At 38.2% G+C, this 22,280-nt stretch carries 20 protein-coding genes and 2 tRNA genes; 21 read left to right on the top strand and 1 reads right to left on the bottom strand.

The features are described from left to right. Positions 1 to 89: 89 nt before the first annotated feature. The 17 genes from PQ459_18085 (at position 90) to PQ459_18005 (ending at position 14,602) form a co-directional block, all read left to right on the top strand. Positions 90 to 863 (top strand): AAA family ATPase, encoded by a 774-nt coding sequence (locus PQ459_18085; GenBank protein ID WDF46794.1) that lies wholly within the window; start codon positions 90 to 92, stop codon positions 861 to 863. 80 nt (positions 864 to 943) lie between these two features. Next, entirely contained in the window at positions 944 to 1,834 is an 891-nt protein-coding gene (locus PQ459_18080; protein WDF46793.1) for a ParB/RepB/Spo0J family partition protein, read from the top strand. Next, positions 1,835 to 2,464 carry a DUF5683 domain-containing protein gene (locus PQ459_18075; protein WDF46792.1) on the top strand — a complete coding sequence of 210 codons (630 nt, stop codon included), beginning with the start codon at positions 1,835 to 1,837 and terminating at the stop codon, positions 2,462 to 2,464. Positions 2,465 to 2,543: 79 nt separating this feature from the next. Next, complete coding sequence (dapB, locus tag PQ459_18070; GenBank protein ID WDF46791.1) at positions 2,544 to 3,242, top strand: 4-hydroxy-tetrahydrodipicolinate reductase; 699 nt, start codon at positions 2,544 to 2,546, stop codon at positions 3,240 to 3,242. A 139-nt stretch (positions 3,243 to 3,381) separates the two neighbouring features. Next, entirely contained in the window at positions 3,382 to 5,019 is a 1,638-nt protein-coding gene (gene lepB, locus PQ459_18065; GenBank protein WDF46790.1) for a signal peptidase I, read from the top strand. A gap of 190 nt (positions 5,020 to 5,209) precedes the next feature. Then, positions 5,210 to 5,827, top strand: coding sequence for a WbqC family protein (locus PQ459_18060; protein WDF46789.1), 618 nt, complete (start codon positions 5,210 to 5,212; stop codon positions 5,825 to 5,827). Between the two features lie 18 nt (positions 5,828 to 5,845). Then, positions 5,846 to 7,534 carry a S8 family serine peptidase gene (locus tag PQ459_18055; protein WDF46788.1) on the top strand — a complete coding sequence of 563 codons (1,689 nt, stop codon included), beginning with the start codon at positions 5,846 to 5,848 and terminating at the stop codon, positions 7,532 to 7,534. Positions 7,535 to 7,641: 107 nt separating this feature from the next. Next, positions 7,642 to 8,133: a lipocalin family protein gene (locus PQ459_18050; protein WDF46787.1), complete on the top strand. Its 492-nt coding sequence runs from the start codon at positions 7,642 to 7,644 to the stop codon at positions 8,131 to 8,133. Positions 8,134 to 8,150: 17 nt separating this feature from the next. Beyond that, entirely contained in the window at positions 8,151 to 8,846 is a 696-nt protein-coding gene (locus PQ459_18045) for an OmpA family protein (protein ID WDF46786.1), read from the top strand. 86 nt (positions 8,847 to 8,932) lie between these two features. Then, a complete protein-coding gene (locus PQ459_18040; protein ID WDF46785.1) occupies positions 8,933 to 9,823 on the top strand; it encodes a decaprenyl-phosphate phosphoribosyltransferase in 891 nt (296 codons plus the stop codon). Between the two features lie 75 nt (positions 9,824 to 9,898). After that, positions 9,899 to 11,215, top strand: coding sequence for an FAD-binding oxidoreductase (locus tag PQ459_18035; protein WDF46784.1), 1,317 nt, complete (start codon positions 9,899 to 9,901; stop codon positions 11,213 to 11,215). Positions 11,216 to 11,289: 74 nt separating this feature from the next. Continuing rightward, on the top strand, positions 11,290 to 12,015 hold the full coding sequence (locus tag PQ459_18030; protein WDF46783.1) for an SDR family NAD(P)-dependent oxidoreductase: 726 nt from the start codon (positions 11,290 to 11,292) through the stop codon (positions 12,013 to 12,015). Positions 12,016 to 12,087: 72 nt separating this feature from the next. Beyond that, positions 12,088 to 12,675 carry an HAD family hydrolase gene (locus tag PQ459_18025; GenBank protein WDF46782.1) on the top strand — a complete coding sequence of 196 codons (588 nt, stop codon included), beginning with the start codon at positions 12,088 to 12,090 and terminating at the stop codon, positions 12,673 to 12,675. Between the two features lie 51 nt (positions 12,676 to 12,726). Continuing rightward, the gene (locus tag PQ459_18020) at positions 12,727 to 13,899 is read left to right on the top strand and encodes a cysteine desulfurase family protein (GenBank protein ID WDF46781.1); all 1,173 of its coding nucleotides are present in this window, start codon (positions 12,727 to 12,729) and stop codon (positions 13,897 to 13,899) included. 66 nt (positions 13,900 to 13,965) lie between these two features. Next, positions 13,966 to 14,283: a thioredoxin gene (trxA, locus tag PQ459_18015; protein ID WDF46780.1), complete on the top strand. Its 318-nt coding sequence runs from the start codon at positions 13,966 to 13,968 to the stop codon at positions 14,281 to 14,283. A gap of 138 nt (positions 14,284 to 14,421) precedes the next feature. After that, positions 14,422 to 14,495, top strand: a tRNA-Asp gene (locus tag PQ459_18010). A gap of 33 nt (positions 14,496 to 14,528) precedes the next feature. Beyond that, a tRNA-Asp gene (locus tag PQ459_18005) sits at positions 14,529 to 14,602 on the top strand. Positions 14,603 to 14,679: 77 nt separating this feature from the next. On the opposite strand, the gene PQ459_18000 is transcribed toward PQ459_18005, so the two are convergent. Then, positions 14,680 to 15,435, bottom strand: a complete 756-nt coding sequence (locus PQ459_18000; protein WDF46779.1) for a hypothetical protein — start codon at positions 15,433 to 15,435, stop codon at positions 14,680 to 14,682. A 542-nt stretch (positions 15,436 to 15,977) separates the two neighbouring features. Between PQ459_18000 and PQ459_17995 the strand changes: the two genes are divergently transcribed. From PQ459_17995 to PQ459_17980, 4 genes are read left to right on the top strand one after another with little or no spacing between them, the layout of a single operon-like run. Continuing rightward, positions 15,978 to 17,444 carry a response regulator gene (locus tag PQ459_17995; protein ID WDF46778.1) on the top strand — a complete coding sequence of 489 codons (1,467 nt, stop codon included), beginning with the start codon at positions 15,978 to 15,980 and terminating at the stop codon, positions 17,442 to 17,444. A 4-nt stretch (positions 17,445 to 17,448) separates the two neighbouring features. Further along, a complete protein-coding gene (locus tag PQ459_17990; GenBank protein WDF46777.1) occupies positions 17,449 to 21,063 on the top strand; it encodes a response regulator in 3,615 nt (1,204 codons plus the stop codon). A gap of 18 nt (positions 21,064 to 21,081) precedes the next feature. Further along, positions 21,082 to 21,447 carry a response regulator gene (locus PQ459_17985; GenBank protein ID WDF46776.1) on the top strand — a complete coding sequence of 122 codons (366 nt, stop codon included), beginning with the start codon at positions 21,082 to 21,084 and terminating at the stop codon, positions 21,445 to 21,447. Next, the gene (locus tag PQ459_17980; protein WDF46775.1) at positions 21,447 to 22,277 is read left to right on the top strand and encodes a protein-glutamate O-methyltransferase CheR; all 831 of its coding nucleotides are present in this window, start codon (positions 21,447 to 21,449) and stop codon (positions 22,275 to 22,277) included. Before PQ459_17985 ends, PQ459_17980 begins: the two co-directional genes overlap by 1 nt. The last annotated feature ends 3 nt before the right edge of the window (positions 22,278 to 22,280 follow it).

Below are 22,280 nucleotides of genomic sequence, written 5' to 3'. Positions count from 1 at the left end.
TTAATTAACAATACTTTAACGGCTTTCCGGGTTTTTCAAAACTTTCTAAGTGCTAAAAAATCGTATTTTTGACGATTAAATTAATGTTTATGGCAAAAATTATAGGTGTTGCAAATCAGAAAGGTGGCGTTGGGAAGACTACCACGGCTGTCAATCTAGCTTCAGCTTTGGGCGTATTAGAAAAGAGAGTTCTCTTGATCGATGCAGATCCACAAGCGAATGCAAGTTCTGGTTTGGGTGTTGAAGAAATCAATTTTTCTACCTATCATTTGTTGGAGCACAGCGCAGAAGCGGCCAAATGTATTTTACCTACAACTTCGCCAAACGTGGACATTATCCCGTCTCATATCGATTTGGTAGCGGCAGAAATAGAATTGGTAGATCGTGAAAACCGGGAGTATATGATGCGTGAAGCTTTGAAATCCATCAGAGACGATTACGACTACATCATCATCGATTGTGCACCGAGTTTAGGTTTGATCACGATTAATGCCTTAACTGCTGCAGATTCTGTGATCATCCCAATCCAATGCGAATATTTTGCTTTGGAAGGTTTGGGCAAATTATTGAACACCATCAAGAATGTACAGAAAATTCACAACCCGGATTTAGATATCGAAGGTTTGCTTTTGACGATGTACGACAGCCGATTGAGATTGTCCAATCAAGTAGTGGAGGAGGTAAATTCCCACTTCCCAGAAATGGTTTTCGAAACAATCATCAGCAGAAATGTAAGATTGAGCGAGGCACCAAGTTTCGGAGAAAGCATCTTAAGTTATGATGCGGAAAGCAAAGGCGCCATCCAATACATCCAATTGGCAGAAGAAGTTTTGCTGAGAAACGAGAAATTAATTAAAAATTAAAAAAGCCGGAAGTCAGAAGCTGGAGTCAGGAGTTTTTTTACAACTTCCATCCTCATTCTTCCATCTTCCATCCCAAAAATATGAAAGACAAAACAAGAGCAATGGGTCGCGGTCTCGGCGCAATTTTGAATGCCGAAAGCAAGTCCAATATCAACTCCGCTTCGGATGAAGGTGCGAAATCTTTGGTTGGAAACATCGTTGAGATTTCCATCGATGATATCTACCCAAATCCAAATCAACCAAGAACTTACTTTGATGAGAAAGCATTGAATGACCTTGCCGAATCTATCAAAAGCTTAGGTATTATTCAGCCAATTACGCTAAGAAAAGACGGGCCGAAGTTCGAAATCATTTCCGGAGAAAGACGTTATCGTGCCTCTAAGATTGCAGGTTTGGAAACGATTCCAGCTTACATTCGTTTGGTTAATGACCAAGAATTGTTGGAAATGGCTTTGGTGGAAAATATCCAAAGAGAAGATCTTGATCCGATTGAAGTGGCTTTGACTTATCAAAGATTATTGGACGAAGTTGGGATGACTCAAGAAAATCTGAGTCAACGTGTTGGAAAAGAGAGAAGTACGATTACAAATAGTGTTCGTCTTTTGAAGTTGTCTCCAGATATGCAGAAAGGCGTGAGAAGTGGTCAGATTTCTGCTGGTCACGGTCGTGCGATTATGGGATTGGATTCTGAAGAGAAGCGTCAGATCTTGTTTGATCGAATCATCAAGGAACAATTAAACGTCAGACAAGCCGAGCAATTGGCTGGTCTGATGAAAAACGCTCAGGACACGGAAAAAGTTGCGAAGCAATCCATCATTCCAAATCATTTCAAAAAAGCTCAGAAAAGTTTGTCCGATATCTTGAATGTAAATGTTGAGATTAAAACTTCGGCAAATGGGAAAAAAGGAAAGATTGTTCTTGATTTTAAAAATGAAGAAGAGCTGGAAAGCATTCTTGCACACATTAGATAAATGCAGAAATTACTCACACTTTTTTTGTTCTTTTCTTTCAGTTTTGCTTTTTCGCAGGTGAATCCCAACGATACGATTCGTGTGGAAAATCATCCGAAAGACAGCATTCCTGCTGCGAAACCAACTTCTGAAGCTCAGATTTTGAAAGACATCGATCAGAAAAACGCACCTATAAAAGTTACTAAATTAAGTCCCGCGAAAGCTGGTCTTTACTCCGCTGTATTGCCTGGATTGGGACAGTTTTACAATAAGAAATATTGGAAAATCCCGATTGTTTGGGGCGCAGTGGGAACCGGGATTGGAGTTGCACTTTGGAATGAAAATCAATACAAACGTTACAGAAATGCTTTTGTTTCTGAACTTAATGGACTTCCACACGAGTTTTCCGGAATCAACGGAATTGATAAAAATGTTCTTGGTAACGCACAGGACAGATCCAAAAGACAGCGCGATTACGCCATAGGAATTTCTGCTTTGATTTATATTCTAAACATTGTAGACGCGGTAGTAGACGCGCATTTGTACGAAGGTCGTCACGATCCGGATCTTGCCGTGATGCCAACCATCATCAATGATCAATTTACAAACTCCTATGCACGAGCAGGATTGAGCCTTAATTTTAGATTTTAATTAAAATACTTAAAATAAAATTTCTCCCTTTAGAATTGGGAAAACGAATTTTATTTTCCATTACAAATAATAAAGAAAAATGAAAATAGCATTGGTAGGTTACGGGAAAATGGGAAAGATTATCGATGAGATTTCTCAAAGTCGTGGTCACGAAGTTGTTGCAAGATTGCGCGAGACACCAACTACCGAAAACTTAAACAATCCTGATGTTGTTATAGAATTTTCCAATCCCGAAGTGGCTTTTGAAAACATCAAAACTTGTCTTGAGAATAAAATTCCTGTCATCTGCGGAACAACTGGTTGGCTAGATCAAAAACCAGAAATCGAAAGGATTGCTCTGGAAAATAACACCGCATTTTTATACGGTTCAAATTTCAGTCTAGGCGTGAATCTTTTTTTTGCACTTAATGAGAATTTGGCCAAGATGATGAATAAGTTCAATGAATATTCTGTTCAGTTAGAAGAGATTCATCATATTCACAAGTTGGACGCACCAAGTGGAACAGCGATTTCTCTGGCAGAAGGCATTATCAATAATTCAAACTTCGAAGCTTGGAAATTGGACGAGACCAAAGAAAAGGAGTTGGGGATTTTTGCCATCCGCGAAGATGAGGTTCCAGGAACACACAGCGTTTTTTACAGATCCGAAGTGGATGAAATCGAAATCAAACATACCGCCTTCAATAGAAACGGATTCGCATTGGGTGCCGTGATTGCCGCAGAATGGATTGTTGATAAAAAAGGAATATTTACAATGAAAGATGTTTTAGGATTGTAATATTTTTGAAATTAATTCTCACTTTAGGATTGGGGAAAATTAATTTCGTCTGATTATTTCTGTAACAAAAACAACACATCAAAAACTAATTATAAAAAATCAGCAAAAAAGCAAACAGCCAATTGCCAAAAGCCAAAATATGAATTACATCATTACTTATACAATTTATGTTCTCATCATCAGCGTATTGATGGGGCTTACCACTTGGAAGTTATTCAAAAAAATGGGTTACAATCCATTGCTTTCTTTCGTTCCTTTTTATAATTATCTGATTATTCTCAAAGAAACAGGACATTCAAAATGGTGGTCTATTCTGTCTTATCTTCCAATTGTTGGTCCGATCATGATGTCTGCCTTCCACATTTTCCTGATGAATAAGTTCGGAAAAAGAGGATTTGTAAATGGATTGCTGACGGTGATTTTACCATTCATTTTTATGGCAACTGTCAATTACAGCAAAGATCCACAAGTAGAAACTGAGGAAGAGGAAGAAGAAGGTAAAAAGAAGGAAACGTTCCTAGGATCTGTGACTTTTGCTATTGTCTTTGCGACGATAATTCATGCATTCATCACACAGCCTTTTGGGATTCCTACTGGATCTATGGAAAGAACACTTCTTGTAGGAGATTTTCTTTTCGTAAACAAATGGGCTTATGGCTACAGAATGCCAATGAGACCAGTAGCATTACCATTTTTACAAGGCACAACATTCGACTCAGGTCAGAAGGGCAATCCGAAAGATGATATGAAGTCTTATGTGGATGCAGTAAAATTACCTTACTTAAGAATTCCAGGCTACGATGAAATCGAGAGATATGACATCGTTGTTTTCAACTATCCACAGGATTCTGTTCACACGGCAATCGATAGAAAAGATCCTTACGTGAAAAGATGTGTCGGAACGCCGGGCGATGTTATTGAATTTCGTGCAGGAAGATTATTTATAAACAATGCACCTGAAAAAATTCTTGGCGACGAGTATCAACAGCACGGCTATTTGGTAAAGACTGGTTCACAGCTGGATATTCCTCAATTGTACAAGGCTTACGGTTTCCTTCCAGTGCAGGAAAACCAAACCAACGAAGGTTTTGAGTATGCTTTCCAAGGCTTGACAGATCAGACAGCAAAAGACATCAAAGCGCTTCCTCAGGTTATTGAGATGAATGAAATGCTGGAGAAGCAAGGAGAAGCTGCAATAAGATTCAAGTTGAATGCGGACAGAACAGCTTACACAAAAAACGTCGATACCACCAATTCCATCTATCCGGTCAACAAACCTTGGAACCAAGACTGGTACGGCCCACTTAGAATTCCGAAAAAAGGAGACGTTGTGAAATTGGATCAGGAAACACTTCCAATGTACAAATGGATCATCTCTGAGTACGAGCACAACAAACTTGAAAACAAAGGTGGAAAAATCTATGTGAACGGTCAGGAGACCAACCAATATACCATCAAACAAAACTACTATATGATGATCGGGGACAACCGCGATGCTTCCCTGGATGCAAGATATTTCGGCGTTGTGCCGGAAGAAAATATCGTAGGACGCCCAATGTTCACTTGGATGAGTGTAGAAGGTTTGTTCAAAGACGCTAGTTCATCCTACCAGGCAGATGGATTGCGATTGCGTTGGGACAGAATGTTCAAAGCGACTAACACAGGAGAAGCCAACAAAACCTCATACTGGTGGGTTGCAGTTCTAATTTTGGTTCTGTTTTTCGGATGGGATTACTTTGCCAATCTGTTCAGAAAGAAAAAAGAAGAAGATCAATAATTAGGAGCTGATTCCCGCTATCCACTATATCTTTTTTTGCTTGGCACATTTGTCATCAGTAGAAACTAAGAACAAAGCAAAAAAAGGATGCCGTTCCTATCGGGGCTAGTGGATTGGAAGTCCAAATAAAAATACAACACTTTGTTGAGGCCATCCAGCTTCAACAAAGTTTTTTTAGTTTAAAACAAATATGAATAACAAGATTCTTTTACCCATATTTTATCTACCACCCATTTCGTGGTTCTCAGTTTTTTTGAATCCTGAAAGTGAAATCACATTCGAGCAATTCGAAAATTTTCCAAAACAAACGTACAGAAACCGAGCGTTGATCTATGGAGCCAATGGAAAATTACCATTAATAATTCCAATCAAACATACCGGAAAAAGAGAATTCAAAGACACCGAGATTTCCTACGTAGAAGATTGGCAAAAACTTCACTGGAAATCCATCAAAACAGCTTATCAAAGCACACCTTATTTCGAATATTACGAAGATAAACTGAAAAAGATTTTCGGAGAAAAAGTGGAATCATTAGTAGAATTCAATCTCAAAGCTTTGAAAGTGATTCTCGAAATCCTAAAGACGGAAAAAGATTTCACTTTGACAGAAGAATATTTCAAAACACCTGAATCCGCAAATTACAGAGAAAAATTCTCTGCCAAAGCAGAATCAGAAAACGAATTCCCGGAATATTACCAAAGCTTTTCCGCCAAGAACGGTTTCTTGAAAGATTTGTCAATTTTGGATTTGATTTGTAACATCGGACCAGAAAGTCTGACATATATTAAAAATATCAAAATCAATTAGAAATATTATTTAAGCATTATGAAGAAATTATTGATAGCGGCTGCTTTTTATAGCGGTTTCGCAATGATGACAGCTCAGACAGCTACTCCGGAAAAAGATAAAGACCTTAAAACTTGGTATCATAAAGATTATGCTACAACAAAAGTTTACGGCGTGAATACCGAAAATGCCTATAAATTCTTGGAATCAAAAGGCCTTAAACCAAAGACAGTGGTAGTAGGTGTTTTGGATAGCGGTGTAGAAGTAGATCATCCGGGATTGGTGAAAAATATGTGGAAAAATCCAAACGAAATCCCCAACAACGGAAAAGATGACGACGGAAACGGCTACATCGATGACATCTACGGATGGAACTTCCTAGGTGGCAAAAACGGCGATATTGACGTGGATAATATGGAAGTTACCAGAGTCGTGAAAAAGTACAAACCACTTTTTGAAGGCGATGACTCTGCAAAAAATAAGGAAAATCAAAGCAAATTTCCGGAGGATTTTGCAATGTACATGAAGGCGAAGGACATCTTCTCTAAAAAAGGTGAAGAAGCAAAACAAAGTCTTCAGCTCTACACGATGATCAACAATGCGATTCCAGATATGGTAAAATTGTTGAATGGTAAAAATCTGACCAAAGAAACTTTGGCGGGAATCAAACCAGCAAACCAGCAGGAAGCAATGGCAATGCAGGTTTTAGCTCAGATGTCAAACGATCCACAAATTGCTGGAAAACCAGCTACAGAGGTTGAAACATATTTGAAAAGCCAGATGAAGGAGGCGTTGGATTATTTCACACCGCAAGCAGAAAAAGGCTTCAACCTGGATTTTGATCCGAGAAAAGAAATCGTTGGAGACAACTATGACGATTATTCTGAAAAAAGTTATGGTAACAATCATTACGAAGGTCCGGATGCAAAACACGGAACGCACGTTGCCGGGATCATTGCAGGATTGGTCAACGGATCTGAAAACCAATATGGTGTAGCTTCCAGAGTTGCAAAAATAATGACTGTAAGAGCCGTTCCAGACGGAGATGAGAGAGATAAAGATGTAGCAAATGCTGTTCGTTACGCTGTAGATAATGGTGCGAAAATCCTTAATATGAGTTTTGGAAAACCAGTTTCTCCAGGTAAAAATGTGGTTTGGGATGCATTCAAATATGCAGAAAGTAAAGGTGTTCTCCTAGTGAAGGCGGCAGGAAACGAAAATGAAGATATTGCAGAACATCAGTATTATCCTACCAATTTCAAATCTCAGTCAGACGAAAAACCTTTTATCAATAATATGATTGTTGTAGGATCTAATACCAAAGATGCCGACGCTTTGAAATCAAGTTTCTCTAATTATGATAAAAAAATGGTAGATGTTTTTGCACCAGGATCAGAGATCTATTCTACTGTTCCAGACGGGAAATATGAGTATCTTCAGGGGACTTCTATGGCATCGCCAGTAGTGGCTGGTTCTGCTGCTATTTTACTAGCTTATATGCCTAATTTGAAACCGGAGCAAATCATTGAGTCTTTGGTGAAAACTTCAAATGCAAATACAACCAACGGTTTCGATAACCTGTCGAGATCAGCGGGAGTAATAGATGTTGCAAAAGCAGCAGAATATGCATACACCAACTATTACAGAGCTAACTCATCATCAAAAGCTGTGAAAAAATCTGTTAAAAAAGGAAAAACGAATAAAGCAATTGACAAGTCTAAACTATAATTAGTACACTTTTCCGCAAAACCAAAAAATCTGAGAATTTCTCAGATTTTTTGGTTTTCGTTCTTTGGCATAATTTTTTATGATAACTTAGTATTAATTTTAAAACTATGAAACAATTATTATTTTTAGGAATGGTATCCGCAGGTTTGTTGGCTACTTCTTGTGCAAGTAAAACTGGCGTAAGTGCCGGTGAAGCTCAAACTGTACGTTCCGAAGTTATGAAACTTAAAGGTCAGTGGGATATTTCGAATGTAGATTACAATAAAGAATTCAGTGTGAAGCCTTTTGACGAAGGTGTAAGCATCGGTTGTTTCGTTGGAAGTTCTTGGACTTTCATTCCTAACAACTATACTGGAACATACACAATACACGGAAGCTCAGCTTGTCCGGATAGAACTCAGAATATTACCTTCAGTGTAGATAAAACTGGAGTTGTTTCCATTAAAAAAATTGGAGAAGGCGAAAAAGCTAAAAAAGTTGGTTCTGGTTATAAATTGATGTTGGAAAACCCGACAGCCAATACGTTTACTCTGATACAGTCTGTGAATGCAGATGGAAAACCAATGGATATCAGATATAACTTTATCAGAACTAAATAACCTTAAAATAAATTAAAATGAAATTTACGAAATTAAATATTGCAGCCTTTATGATCTCTGGGTCTTTACTGATCACAAGTTGTGAAGCTGTGCAAAATGCCAATAATACACAAAAAGGTGCTGCAATTGGTACAGCTGCTGGTGCAGTACTGGGAGGAATCTTAGGAAACAATCTTGGAAAAGGTGGAAATGCGCCTTTGGGTGCGGTTCTTGGTGGTGTTGTAGGTGGTGTTGCTGGTGGTGTTATCGGTAACAAAATGGACAAACAAGCCAAAGAGATCAAAGATGTTTTACCAGGTGCTGAGGTAGAAAGAGTAGGAGAAGGCATTAAAGTAACGCTTCACGAGAATACAGTTAACTTCGACTTCAACTCATCAAACCTGACTTCACTTGCAAAAACGAACTTAGATAAATTGGTAACAGTTCTTAGAAATAATCCTGATACAAACATTAACATCTATGGACATACCGACAGTGTTGGTACAGATGCGGTGAACTTGAGAATATCTGGACAGAGAGCGGCCGCTGTGAAAAACTATTTTACGGCTCAAGGTATTTCATCTTCTAGATTATTCACAGAAGGTCTAGGGAAATCAAGCCCAATAGCTTCTAACGATACGGATGCTGGTAGAGCACAAAACAGACGTGTAGAATTTGCAATCACTGCGAATGAAAAAATGATCAATGATGCAGCAAATGCTGGTTCAAATTAATAATCATTCATTTTCAAATAAATAACAAACCGCAATTTGCGGTTTTTTTATTTTAATGCTACTTTTGTAACATTATTGAACATTTGATGAAAAACTATTTAAAATTAATACGGGTAGAACAATGGGTTAAAAACTTATTTGTTTTTGCGCCCTTATTTTTCTCAGGAAATATTACAAATTCTCATTTATTTTACGAAAGTATTTTTGCGTTTTTAGTGTTTTCATTCACAGCGAGTTCGATTTATATTATCAATGATTATTTTGATATAGAGTCAGATAAAAGACATCCGGAAAAAAAGAACAGACCTTTGGCCAGCGGCGCGGTTTCCAAGAGAAGTGCGGAGGTTTTATTTGCGTTCTTGGTCATCTTGTCAGTGGCTTCTATTTTCGCAGGAAATTACATTTTTCAAACCAATTTTTGGAAATTCGGCGTTATCATCGGCTTCTACTTTGTGATGAATCTTTTCTACACTTTCAAACTAAAGCAAGTGGCAATTGTTGATATTTGCATCATTGCAGTCGGATTTGTTTTAAGAGTTTTGGCAGGTGGTTACGTGACAGGTATTATCGTTACTAATTGGGCTATTTTACTGACATTCGTTTTGGCATTGGTACTAGCAATAGGTAAAAGAAGAGGCGAATTAATCAACGCTCAAATTTCCGGAAAAACAAGAAAAGCACTCGATGGTTACAATGTTCAGTTTGCAGACATTGCACTATCCATCAGTTGTACGTTAGCAATTATTTGTTATTTGATGTTTACTTTATCACCAGAGGTTCAGAACAGATTTCACCCCAGGGTTTTCTACACCGTGATTTTCGTTGTCTTCGCGTTCCTCAGATATTTGCAGCAGACATTGGTTTACAACAAGACCGAATCACCAACCAAGATAGTTTATAAGGACCGATATATTCAGCTGACCATTATACTTTGGGTCATTGCTTTTCTATTGCAGATCTATTTTAAAAAAGAATAATCAAAAGTATTAAAAACATAAAACAATGATGAAGACATTATGGAGATCAAGTGTGACTTTTAAAACTAATAAAAGATGAAACCGAATTTTATTCAAAAAGTAACCAATTGGGGAAATTTCCCCGTGGTAGAGAAGGAGATGAAGTCGGAAGATTCTGTTTCGAAGATCAAACAATTTGTAAAAGACCACAACGAAGTCATCGCAAGAGGAAACGGACGTTGCTACGGCGATGCTTCCCTTGGCGAGCATATTTTCTCAACCAAAAGACTTAATAAATTTATTTCTTTTGACAGACTCAATGGCGTTATAGAATGTGAAGCGGGCGTTTTGTTGTCAGAAGTTTTGGACATTTCTGTTCCGCAGGGTTACTTTCTTTACGTGACGCCTGGAACCAAATATATTTCCGTTGGAGGCGCAATCGCATCCGATGTGCACGGGAAAAACCACCACGCAGAAGGTTGCTTTTCAGAATACGTCATTGAATTTAAATTAATAGACGAAAATTCTGAAGTCCTGATTTGCTCACGCGAAGAAAATGCTGACAAATTCTGGGCGACGATCGGCGGAATGGGACTCACGGGAATCATTCTCTCAGCCAAATTCAAACTGAAAAATATAGAATCTGCTTACATCAAGCAAGAGAGCATCAAAGCTGAAAATCTGGATGAGGTTTTCCGATTGTTCGACGAAAGTGAAGATTGGACCTACAATGTCGCCTGGATCGATTGCTTTCAGAAAGGAAAAAATCTAGGTCGTTCAATTTTGATGAGAGGCGAACACGCTTTGAAAGCCGAATTACCTGTTAACCTTCAAAAGAAAACTTTGAAGCTGAAAGAGAAACCAAAGCCGAAGATTCCTTTTTATTTTCCGGGATTCGTTTTAAATTCTTTGAGTATTAAGATTTTCAATTTCCTTTATTACAACAAGCAGACGAAGAAGCAACTCAATAATTTCATCGACTACGAAACGTTTTTCTATCCATTGGATGTCATCAATGATTGGAACAAGATCTACGGAAAAAGTGGATTTATCCAATATCAAATGGTCATCCCGAAAGAAAATGGAAAAGAAGGAATGCGACAAATTCTAGATACCATTGCAAAAAGTGGAAATGGGTCTTTCTTAGCAGTTCTAAAGTTGTTCGGAAAAAATAATCCACAAGCTTACAATTCTTTTCCAGTCGAAGGTTACACTTTGGCTTTGGACTTTAAAGTAAACAAAGGACTTCGAAAGTTGGTTGACCAACTCGATACAATTGTAGAGAATTTCGGTGGACGTATTTATTTGACCAAAGACAGTATGAGTCGTTCATCGCTCACCAATTATCTTCAAAACGTTGATTCCTCGAAGTTTGTTTCACTTCAGCATAAAAGAATTATTAATAATGGTTGATAGTTTTTGTTGATGGTTGATAGACATCTATTCTCTACCAGCAACTAACAACTAACAACCGACAACTAATTACTATGATAATATTAGGTTCCAATTCCGAAGTTGCACAGGCATTTGTAGAAGAATGTTTGGCGAAAGGCGAAAAATTTCAGACCATTTATCTCCTAAGTTCCAATCCGGAAACGACAGAGAAATTCGCTGGACATATTCAGGTAAAGTTTTTTCAGCATTCTGAGATCATTCCTTTGGATCTGATGAACGACATCGATTATAAAACTCTGGAAAATATCAATTCTGATGTTCTGTTTTGCGCGACTGGCTATCTTGGTCTGGGAACGGAAGAAGGACTTTACGATGATGAAAATACTGAAAGAATCATTGATGTGAATTATGCGAAATTAGTTCCTGTCCTCAACTTCTTCGCCAAAAGAATGGAATCCAAAAGAAGCGGAACTATGATTGTGCTCTCATCTGTCGCAGGCGAAAGAGGAAGACAAAGCAATTTCATTTATGGTTCTGCAAAGGCAGCTTTGACGGCTTATTTAAGCGGACTCAGAAATTATCTTTTTGATAAAAAAGTCCACGTGTTGACCGTGAAACCTGGTTTTATGGATACCAAAATGACAGAAGGCTTACCATTGAATCCTGCTTTGACAGCTGGTCCAAAAAAAGCAGCCGAAGGAATTTATAAAGCTTTCAAAAATAAAAAAGACGTCGCATACGTTTTGCCAATTTGGGCGATTGTAATGTTTATTATCAGAAACATTCCTGAGTTTATTTTTAAGAAGTTAAAACTTTAGAAGGATGGAAGTTAGAAGTTGGATGATTGAAGTTTACATCCATCTTCCATCTTCCATCTTCCAACTTTATTTATGAAAAAACTATATCTATTCGACTTCGATGGAACGCTCACTTACAAAGACACGATGTTTTTGTTTTTGAAGTTTTATAATCCTGCCAAATATTCGTTTCAATTTCTAAAACACGTTCCGCTTTTTATTTTATTAAAGTTAAAATTGGCCAGCGCAGAAGCTGTGAAAAAAAGTTTTATTTCATCGATTTTAAAAGGAGAATCCAAATATCAGATCGAGAAAAAAGCAAAACTGTTCTTCGAGGAGAATTATCCAAGTTTGTTCAGAGAAAATGCTTTGGATTTCATTAATAATATCAACAGAGAAAATACAGAATCGTACATCGTTTCAGCGTCTTTGGATATTTGGGTAAAACCATTTGCGGAAAAATTTGATATGACTTTGCTGGCTACAAAAGCAGAGTTCAAAGATGATATTTTTACAGGAAAGTTCGTCGGTAAAAATTGTAATAAAGACGAAAAAGTCTGCAGAATAGAAGCAGAACTTGGCGATAAGAAATTCGACAAGATTATAGCTTTCGGAGACACTTCTGGGGACAAACCAATGTTTAAGTTTGCCAATGAATCGCATTACCGATTTTTTCACTAATTTAGTACCTTAATTTTTCGAGCTTTTACGGCTTTCAAATCTAAATTTAAAATGGAAAGAATTTATCTGGATAATGCTGCAACTACGCCTCTCGACGATGAGGTCATAGACTGTATGGTGAATGTTTTAAGATTCAATTATGGCAATCCGTCGTCCACGCACAGTCTGGGACAGGAGGCCAAAACCATTTTGGAGGAAGTAAGGCGAAAGATCGCAGATTCTTTGAAAGTCACACCTGGAGAAATCGTTTTCACCTCTTGTGGAACGGAATCCAACAATATGATCATCAAATCCGCGGTCAATTATCTTGGCGTGGAAAGAATCATCACTTCTGCTTTGGAGCACAAATGTGTTGCCGAAACCTGCCTCGAAATGAAAAAATTGAAAGGCGTGGAATTGGTTTATCTAAGACCAGATTCCAACGGCGATTTTGATTTAAACAAATTAGAAGAAGCGTTAAAATCATCAGACAAGAAAACCTTGGTCACATTGATGCACGCCAACAACGAGATCGGAAATCTTCTCGACATCGAAAAAGTAGCGCATCTTTGCAAAGAAAACAATACACTTTTCCATTCGGACACCGTTCAGACAATGGCGCATCTCGATTTGGATTTTTCTAAAATTCCGGTTGATTTTGCGTCTTGCAGCGCGCACAAATTCCACGGTCCAAAGGGCGCTGGCTTTGCATTTGTAAGAAAATCTTCAGGGTTGAAAGGGATTATCACTGGTGGTCCGCAAGAAAGAAGTTTGAGGGCTGGTACAGAAAACGTGACTGGAATTGCAGGTTTAGGCAAAGCTTGGGAAATTTCTCAGGATAAAATGGAGGAATATAAAAATCATATTCTCGACATCAAACATTACACAATCCAACAATTAACAGAGAAAATATCCGGAATTAAATTCAATGGCCGAAGTGCAGGCGATGAAAGTCTCTACACGGTTCTTAATGTTTTGCTTCCATACAAAAATCCTTTAATTGGTTTACAATTAGATATGAAAGGTATTGCTATTTCTCAAGGAAGTGCTTGCAGTTCCGGAGCTTCCAAACCGTCAATGGTTTTAATGTCCGTGTTGTCAGAAGACGATCTGGATAATAAAACACCATTAAGAGTCTCCTTCAGTCATTATACTAAAAAATCGGATATTGATGCTTTGGTGGCAGCTTTGGAGGAAATAGGCAACCAGTTCGTTATAGAAAAAGCCGATAGTTTACATAGATAATCAACAGAAAAAATAGAATATAAATTTTGTAATTTTGTATTACAAATTAACAAAGAAAAAGAAATCATGGCAGTAGAAATCACAGATCAGTCCTTTCAGGAAACAGTATTAAATTCAGATAAACCAGTTTTAGTTGACTTTTGGGCAGCTTGGTGTGGACCTTGTAGAATGCTTGGCCCGATCATCGAAGAGGTAGCAAATGACTTTGAAGGTAGAGCTCTAGTAGGAAAAGTAGATGTTGATAACAATCAGCAGATCTCTGTAGATTACGGAATTAGAAATATTCCTACAGTTTTAATCTTTAAAAACGGAGAAGTGGTAGATAAAATCGTAGGTGTTGCACCAAAAGAGGTGATCGCTGAGAAGCTGAATGCCTTCTTATAAGAAATTAATATAATTGAAAATGAACACCTTTCCCTGTGGAAGGTGTTTTTTTTTGAAATTAATTTGCAGGATTAGATTATTGTTGTATTTTTGCAACCACAATAAACGACGATAGTTTTCTTAGTTTATTGGGCAAGAGATCCGGTAGTTCAGCTGGTTAGAATGCCGCCCTGTCACGGCGGAGGTCGCGGGTTCGAGTCCCGTCCGGATCGCATAAAGTTTTATCAATTACTTTTCAAAAAATTGATCCGGTAGTTCAGCTGGTTAGAATGCCGCCCTGTCACGGCGGAGGTCGCGGGTTCGAGTCCCGTCCGGATCGCAGATGATTTTCATTATTCATCAAAAAAAACCTTAAGCAATTTGCTTAAGGTTTTTTATTTTCAGATCTTATATTTTCTAATTTAATCTTCGGCTTAGAAGTACGTTCAGAAGGAATGTACCTGCCCAGCTGTTTACAAAGTTATCAATACGCACAACAGCTACAGTTAATCTGGTCCTTCCGGAAGTTCCATTGTTGGTAATCGATATCACATTCGCAACATAAGCGTCTGGTAAACTTGAGTTGTTCCCTGCCGTCAACTGAGGATAAAGATTGGTCAAATTGAACGGATTGCCCTGGAATTCATAAACAATAATCATCTTTGCGGGCTGGTTGCTGGCGGAGACGGTAGAATTTTTTGAGATGACAAACCAATTATCACTGTCATAGCTTGCGTTGGTATGGTTTATAAAATCACCTATAAATTGATTATGTGGTGGTATTCTGAGTTGAGCACCATAAATATCAAGATTTACAGAGGATTTGATAGGCATCCAAACGCCAGGTGCGGGAAGTTCTGTGGTGTCAAAATAATAAAATCCAGTTGAACCAATGTTTATTGCAGATTGTGCAGATGCTCCGGTTGCAATACTGTTGACGTATATCAAAGTCGAATGTGTGGTAGCTGGTGCGCTGTTGTTTCCTATGGCTTGTGCTCTGGCTCTATCAATATTAGGGATGATAATACCGTCTTTGATTTCTGGATTTAAAGTGCCAGTTGGGCGTGCTGCGGTGATATCCAATGTACTTTTTGGAGAATCATTATTAATTCCAACTTGTGCAAACGCATAGGAATTAATAATGAGCATTATAAAAATGTATTTCTTTTTCATTTTTTTGAATTCAATTTAACTTAGGTTGACAATTATTGATATTTTAGTTAGAAGATGGTATTTTATTTTATATCTAGATTTGTCTACCTATTTTAAATGGCTTGATATTAATTTTGGTTATTATATTTAATATAAAAATCTACATTAAGTTTATGTAGAAAGATTTTATTAAAGTGTTAAAATTAGTGAAAAAATATTTTATTGTTAATATGAAGTAATGTGATTTTTTATCTTGATTTGGAATTTTTTATATGATACAATGTGTAGGGAAATCTAAATTGCTGATTTAGAAACTTGGTGAAGTTTTACTAGGTAGTACTGTATTATTTATAATTTTATTTTCACGTGTTTTATTTTTATATCAATATCAATTCAGTGAAAGGATTCATAATAATTAAATAATAATATATTATGAATAATCAAAATTTTATTCAAATGATTTATTTCCTAAATATACTTGTGATAATGGCGTGCTTTTTGAAAATATGTGAGTATTTTTGAAATTAAGGAATGTAAACCAGGTATTAGACCAAATATATATTATGATTTTAATTGTCGATGATAATCAGAACAATATTTATTCATTAAAAAAATTACTGGAGTCGAAAGATTTTCAGGTAGATACGGCGGAATCTGGCGAACAGGCGTTGGTCAAAGCACTCAAAAATAATTACGCGTTGATTATTTTGGATGTCCAGATGCCAGGAATGGATGGCTTCGAAGTGGCGGAATCTTTTGCCGGATACAGCAAGACCAAGGATATTCCCATCATATTTTTATCAGCCGTCAACACAGAAAAACAATTTATCACCCGTGGATACGAATCTGGAGGTATCGATTACGTGACCAAACCAATTGATCCGGAAATCCTTTTACTCAAGGTAAAAACATTCTACAATCTTCAGGAGAATAATATTGCAATGCGCAGAAGCCAGCAAAGTCTTGAGTTGGAAGTGCAAGGCAGAAGGGAAGCCCAAGTGACCATGCGATCTGAGATCGACCACTTCCACCTGATGTTGGAAGCGTTGCCACAGATCGCCTTCACTTTGGATGCAGACGGCGCAGTGACTTTTGTAAACAGCAAATGGTACGAATATTCGGTTTCCGAAAAAGTATTTCCCGTTGCGCATCAAGACGATCACAGCATTCTGATGGAATTTGAACGTTGCAGAAAGAATAAAAGGGCTTTACAATTAGAGATCAGGATCAAGAATATTAAAACAGGAGAATTCCGATATCATCTATTGAGAATGTCACCGGTTTTCGATGGAAAATCTATTAAAAACTGGGTGGGAACTTTCACGGATATCGACGACCAAAAGAAAGTTGAAAAAGAAAAAGATGAATTCCTAAGTATCGCCAGCCACGAGCTGAAGACACCGCTGACAAGTATCAAGGCTTATATGCAGCTGTTGGAACGTAAACTTAGAACCAATGAAGAAAATGCGGAGGCCAGCTATGTGACAAAGGCTTTGTCCCAAGTTGAAAAACTTAATACCCTGATTACCGATCTTTTGGATGTATCCAAGATCGATAACGGAAAACTGAAGATCAATAAAAAACGAGGCAATCTGGAGAATGTGATCAATAATGCAATTGATACGATCATCCAGACACACGATGATAAAGTCAAAATTAGCAGACACGGTTTCATTCCAGACATCGAAATTCCTTTTGATGAGATAAGAATTGAGCAGGTTTTAATTAATTTTTTGACCAATGCTATCAAATATTCGCCAGAAAACAACCAGGTGATTGTCACAACGTTTGTAGATGAGACGCAAGTGAGAGTCAGCGTGACAGACTTCGGGATCGGCATTCCAGATTTCAAACAGGATGCTGTTTTTAAGAAATTTTACCGTGTGGAAGAGTCTTCCCTGCAATTCCAGGGAATGGGAATTGGTCTTTACATCTGTTCGGAGATCATCAAGCAGCACGATGGAACAATTGGATTATCCAGTGTGGTAGAGGAAGGTTCTACATTTTATTTCACATTACCATTAAATTAATTTTATGCCGAGAAAAGTTATCAGAAATCTACAAGTTGGGATTGGATTTTCTTTATTTATATTAATTGCGAGTTCAATTGCATCGTATTGGAGCATCCAAAAACAAATGCAGCATCGCGAAAACGTTTCCAAAAGCAGAAAGTCTATGACCGCTGTGAAGGATGTTTTGATCGCGCTTTTGGATGCCGAAACAGGGAACAGAGGATTTCAACTCACTGGAAAAGAAGGCTTCTTGGAGCCTTACAACCGCAGTATCAAAGAATATTCTAAAGCGATAGAGCTGGCCAAGTCATTTGATATTGATAACAAAGAACAGCTTGAACGCCTGAAAAGTCTGGAGCAGAATGTGGATGGCAATATGAGCAATCTGAAACAATTTGTCCAGAACAAGCGCAACGGCATCGCGATGACCCAGGATCAAATGATGCTGAGCAAGGTGTATATGGACAAATGCAGAATTCTTGTCCATAATTTCGTACAGTTCGAAGAGGCACAGTTGGCGCAAAAGAACAAGGATCTCGACAGTTCATCCAATACAACCGTTTTATTCATCCTATTTTCTGCACTGGCAGCCATTGCTGTTACCGTGTTTTTCTATATCAAACTCCGCAACGATCTATTGAGGAGAGAAAAACTTGAGAAGGAACTCAAGGCAAAAGACCTGGAGATTTCCAGACGTGTCAGTGTCATTCAACAGGTGGCAAACCGAGTTTCGAATGGTGATTATACTCAAAGATTAACTGATGATTTTGATGGTGACTTGGGCGACCTCGTTGAGTCTTTGAATCATATGACAGATTCCTTGAAGGAAGCATTTGACAAGATCAACCAGAGCGATTGGCATCAGAAAGGTTTGGCTTTGATCAATGAATCGTTGGTCGGGAATAAGTCTGTAAGCCAAGTAACAATAGATTCCTTAAACCAATTGATCGAGTACGGAAATTGTACCAATGGAGCCGTTTATCTGTTCGAAGAAGGTGTTTTAAGGCTTACCACAGCATTCGGATTGGAGAATAATATGAAGCAGACCTTTGATCCAGGAGAAGGAATGGTCGGTCAGGCTTTTGTTCAAAAAACACCAAAGGTTTATAATGACCTTGATGAAAATGATTTCGCTGTAACCTTCGCAACCGGAAAAGTCAAAATCAATGGAATCGCTTTGATCCCGATCATTTTGAATAACGACAGTATCGGAATTCTGGAACTAAGCTCTAATTCAAACTTTGAACAAGAACAGATCGAGTATTTTGCTGAAAGTAGCCGAAATATCGCCATCGCACTCAATGCTGCAAAAGGCCGCGAGAAAGAGCAGCGTTTGCTAGAAGAAACCCAAGCACAATCTGAGGAGTTGCAAGTGCAGCATTCCGAACTGGAAAATCTGAATACAGAATTGGAAGCACAGACGCAAAAACTTCAGGCCTCCGAAGAAGAACTGAAAGTGCAGCAGGAAGAACTGATGCAGACCAATACAGAATTGGAAGAACGGTCCAAATTGTTGGAAGAAAAAAATCACCTGATCGCTGAACGAAATTCAGAAATTCAGAAGAAAGCGGAAGAACTTGAATTAAGCACCAAATACAAATCTGAGTTCCTGGCGAATATGTCGCACGAGTTGAGAACACCGCTAAACTCCATTCTACTTTTGTCCAGGTTGATGGCAGAAAATTCTGATGACAATCTAAACGAAGACCAAATTGAATCTGCAAAAGTGATCCAAAGTTCAGGAACAAGCTTATTGACCTTAATTGACGAAATATTAGATCTGGCGAAAATAGAATCCGGAAAAATGTCTCTCGAATATGAGGAAGTTGCTTTGGATAATGTCTTGAGAGACCTTAAAAATCTAATGGGACCAATAGCACAAAACAAAGGCATCGAATTTAATATCAACATTGAAAATGATCTCGCAAAAACAATCGAGACAGACCGTTTGCGTCTGGATCAGGTGTTGAGGAATCTTCTTTCCAACGCGATGAAATTTACAAAAGAAGGTAGCGTTGAATTGAGTATTAAACAAGATCCGAAGAATGAAGACCTCATCATCTTCTCCGTAAAAGATACCGGAATTGGAATTCCACAGGAGAAGCAAATGGTGATCTTCGAAGCCTTCCAACAAGCCGATGGATCGACACAAAGGAAATTCGGAGGAACAGGATTGGGACTTTCTATCAGCCGAGAGATCGCCAAATTACTTGGAGGCGAATTGGTTCTGGAAAGTGAAGTGAATGAAGGTAGCGAGTTTAGTCTCATCATTCCAAAAAACGAAAAAACGAAGATCAACAAAGTTCAAAAGGACCAAATCACCGATCAGGTCATCCGTCAGGAAGATGTAGAGGAAGTGAAAAACATCATCGATTACAACGAATACGGGATTTCTACACCGATCAATGATCTGCAAATTCCGGAAGATGTTGCTGATGATCGGGACAATATTAAGGAAGATGATAAAGTCATATTGATCGTAGAAGATGACACCAATTTTGCCAAAGCGTTATTGAAATATGCAAGACGTCAGGACTATAAGGGCATTGTAGCTGTGAGAGGTGATCACGCGATTTCTGCAGCTTTGAGATATCGTCCAGCTGCAATTTTGTTGGATGTTCAGCTTCCTGTGAAAGATGGTTGGCAAGTGATGGACGAGCTGAAGGCCAATCCTCAAACCAAACCAATTCCTGTCCATATGATGTCTTCTTTGCACGTAAGACAACAAAGTTTGATGAAAGGCGCGATCGATTTCATTAATAAACCTGTCGCGATGGAACAGATGTCGGAGGTTTTTGCCAAGATCGAAGATGCACTGAAGCGGTCACCGCAGAAAGTTTTGATCGTGGAGGAAAATGCAAGACACGCAAATGCCTTATCATATTTCCTGAGCAACTTTAATATTTCACTGTCTGTCGAAGATAATTTAGAAGATAGTGTGAGAGCTTTGACCTCCAACGAGGTTGATTGTGTAATCTTGGATATTGGACCAGCCAGAGGAAATGGTTATCAGATCATCGAATCGATAAAGACCTACGAAGGTCTGGAAAACCTACCCATCATTATTTTTACAGAGCGCAATTTATCCAAATCAGAAGAACTGAAGATCAAACAGTACGCAGATTCTATAGTGGTGAAAACTGCACATTCTTACCAAAGGATCTTAGATGAGGTCGGTTTGTTCCTACATTTGGTGGAGGAGAAAAATAGTTCTGTCGAGACCATCAGAAACAAAACTCTGGGATCATTGACGGAAGTCCTGAGTGGGAAGAAGATCCTGATCACAGATGACGACGTTCGCAATATATTTTCACTTTCCAAAGCGCTGGAAAAATACAAAGTAGAAGTGGTTTTGGCGATGGATGGTAAGCAGGCCTTGGATCAGATCAAACTTAATCCTGATATCGACGTCGTTTTGATGGATATGATGATGCCGGAGATGGATGGCTACGAAACAATCCAGGAAATCAGAAAAATGCCGAGCTTCAAGAGGTTGCCGATCATTGCAGTGACTGCAAAATCGATGATTGGTGATCGGGATAAATGTCTTCAGGCTGGTGCATCGGATTACATTACCAAACCTGTGGATATCGATCAATTGCTATCTTTGCTACGTGTTTGGTTATATGAGAATTAAAAACTGTTTGAATTTTTTATGAGTAAGAAAATTTTAATTGTGGATGACGATCCCAACAATATTTTTGCCCTGAGATTAACCTTGAAAGCCCGAAAATACCAACTCGAGAGTTGTATGATGGCAGACGAAGCAATCCGAATTCTAAAAGAAGATAAAGATTTCTGTGTCGTATTGATGGATATGATGATGCCGGAAATAGATGGATATGAGGCCATCAAAATTATTAGGAATACACCTGAGATCAGCGAAACGCCAATCATTGCAGTCACAGCACAGGCAATGGACGACGACCGCGAAAAGTGTCTCGAGGCAGGCGCACAAGATTATATAAAGAAACCCATAGACGTTGATCTGTTATTGACGGCTATAGAAAAACATTGCTAATGCTGGAACCAAGTATCGTAAAAGATAACGAAATAGAACATCTGATCAAAGATATCTATGAATCTTACGGTTATGATTTTTCGCTGTACAGCCGCGCTTCTTTCACCAGAAGGGTCAATCGGATATGTATGATAGATAGATTTACGAGCTATGCAGAACTGCGCTATCAGGTTTTGAACGACGGTGACTATTTCAAACATTTTATAGAAGAGATCACGGTCAATGTGACAGAGATGTTTCGTGACCCCATTTTTTTTAAATCACTTAGAGAGAAGATCCTGCCTCAGTTAGGTACTTTTCCTTTGATCAGGATTTGGGTTGCTGGTTGTTCCACAGGCGAGGAAGCTTATTCAATAGCTATTTTGCTGAAGGAAGCTGGACTTTATCATAAATGTTTGATTTACGGAACAGATATCAATCCATCTGTGTTGGAAAGTGCGCGATCTGGCGTTTTCCCGATGCATCATATGAAAACCTATTCGGAGAATTATATGCTTTCGGGTGGTAAAAGAGATTTCTCTGATTATTACACTGCCAACTACGACAGTGCCAGATTTGATAAAGCACTTCAGGAAAAACTCATTTTATCTACGCACAATTTGGTATCAGACAGTTCATTCAATAGTTTTCAGTTGATCATTTGCCGAAATGTTTTGATCTATTTTGATAAGGAATTGCAGGAGCGTGTCTTCACCCTTTTTGATGCAAGTCTGGAGAATTTTGGCTACTTGGCTTTAGGCTCCAAGGAAACTTTGAGGTTTTCAAATTTGGGTAAGTTTTACCATCAGATCGATGATCAGAAGATCTGGAAAAAAGTAGATCAGAATTAAGAG

The sequence above is a fragment of the Chryseobacterium sp. KACC 21268 genome, from assembly GCA_028736075.1.
In the GTDB taxonomy this organism is placed as follows: Bacteria; Bacteroidota; Bacteroidia; order Flavobacteriales; family Weeksellaceae; genus Epilithonimonas.
Note: the sequence above shows the minus strand (reverse complement) of the source record. Positions and strands in the feature narration are given on the sequence as shown.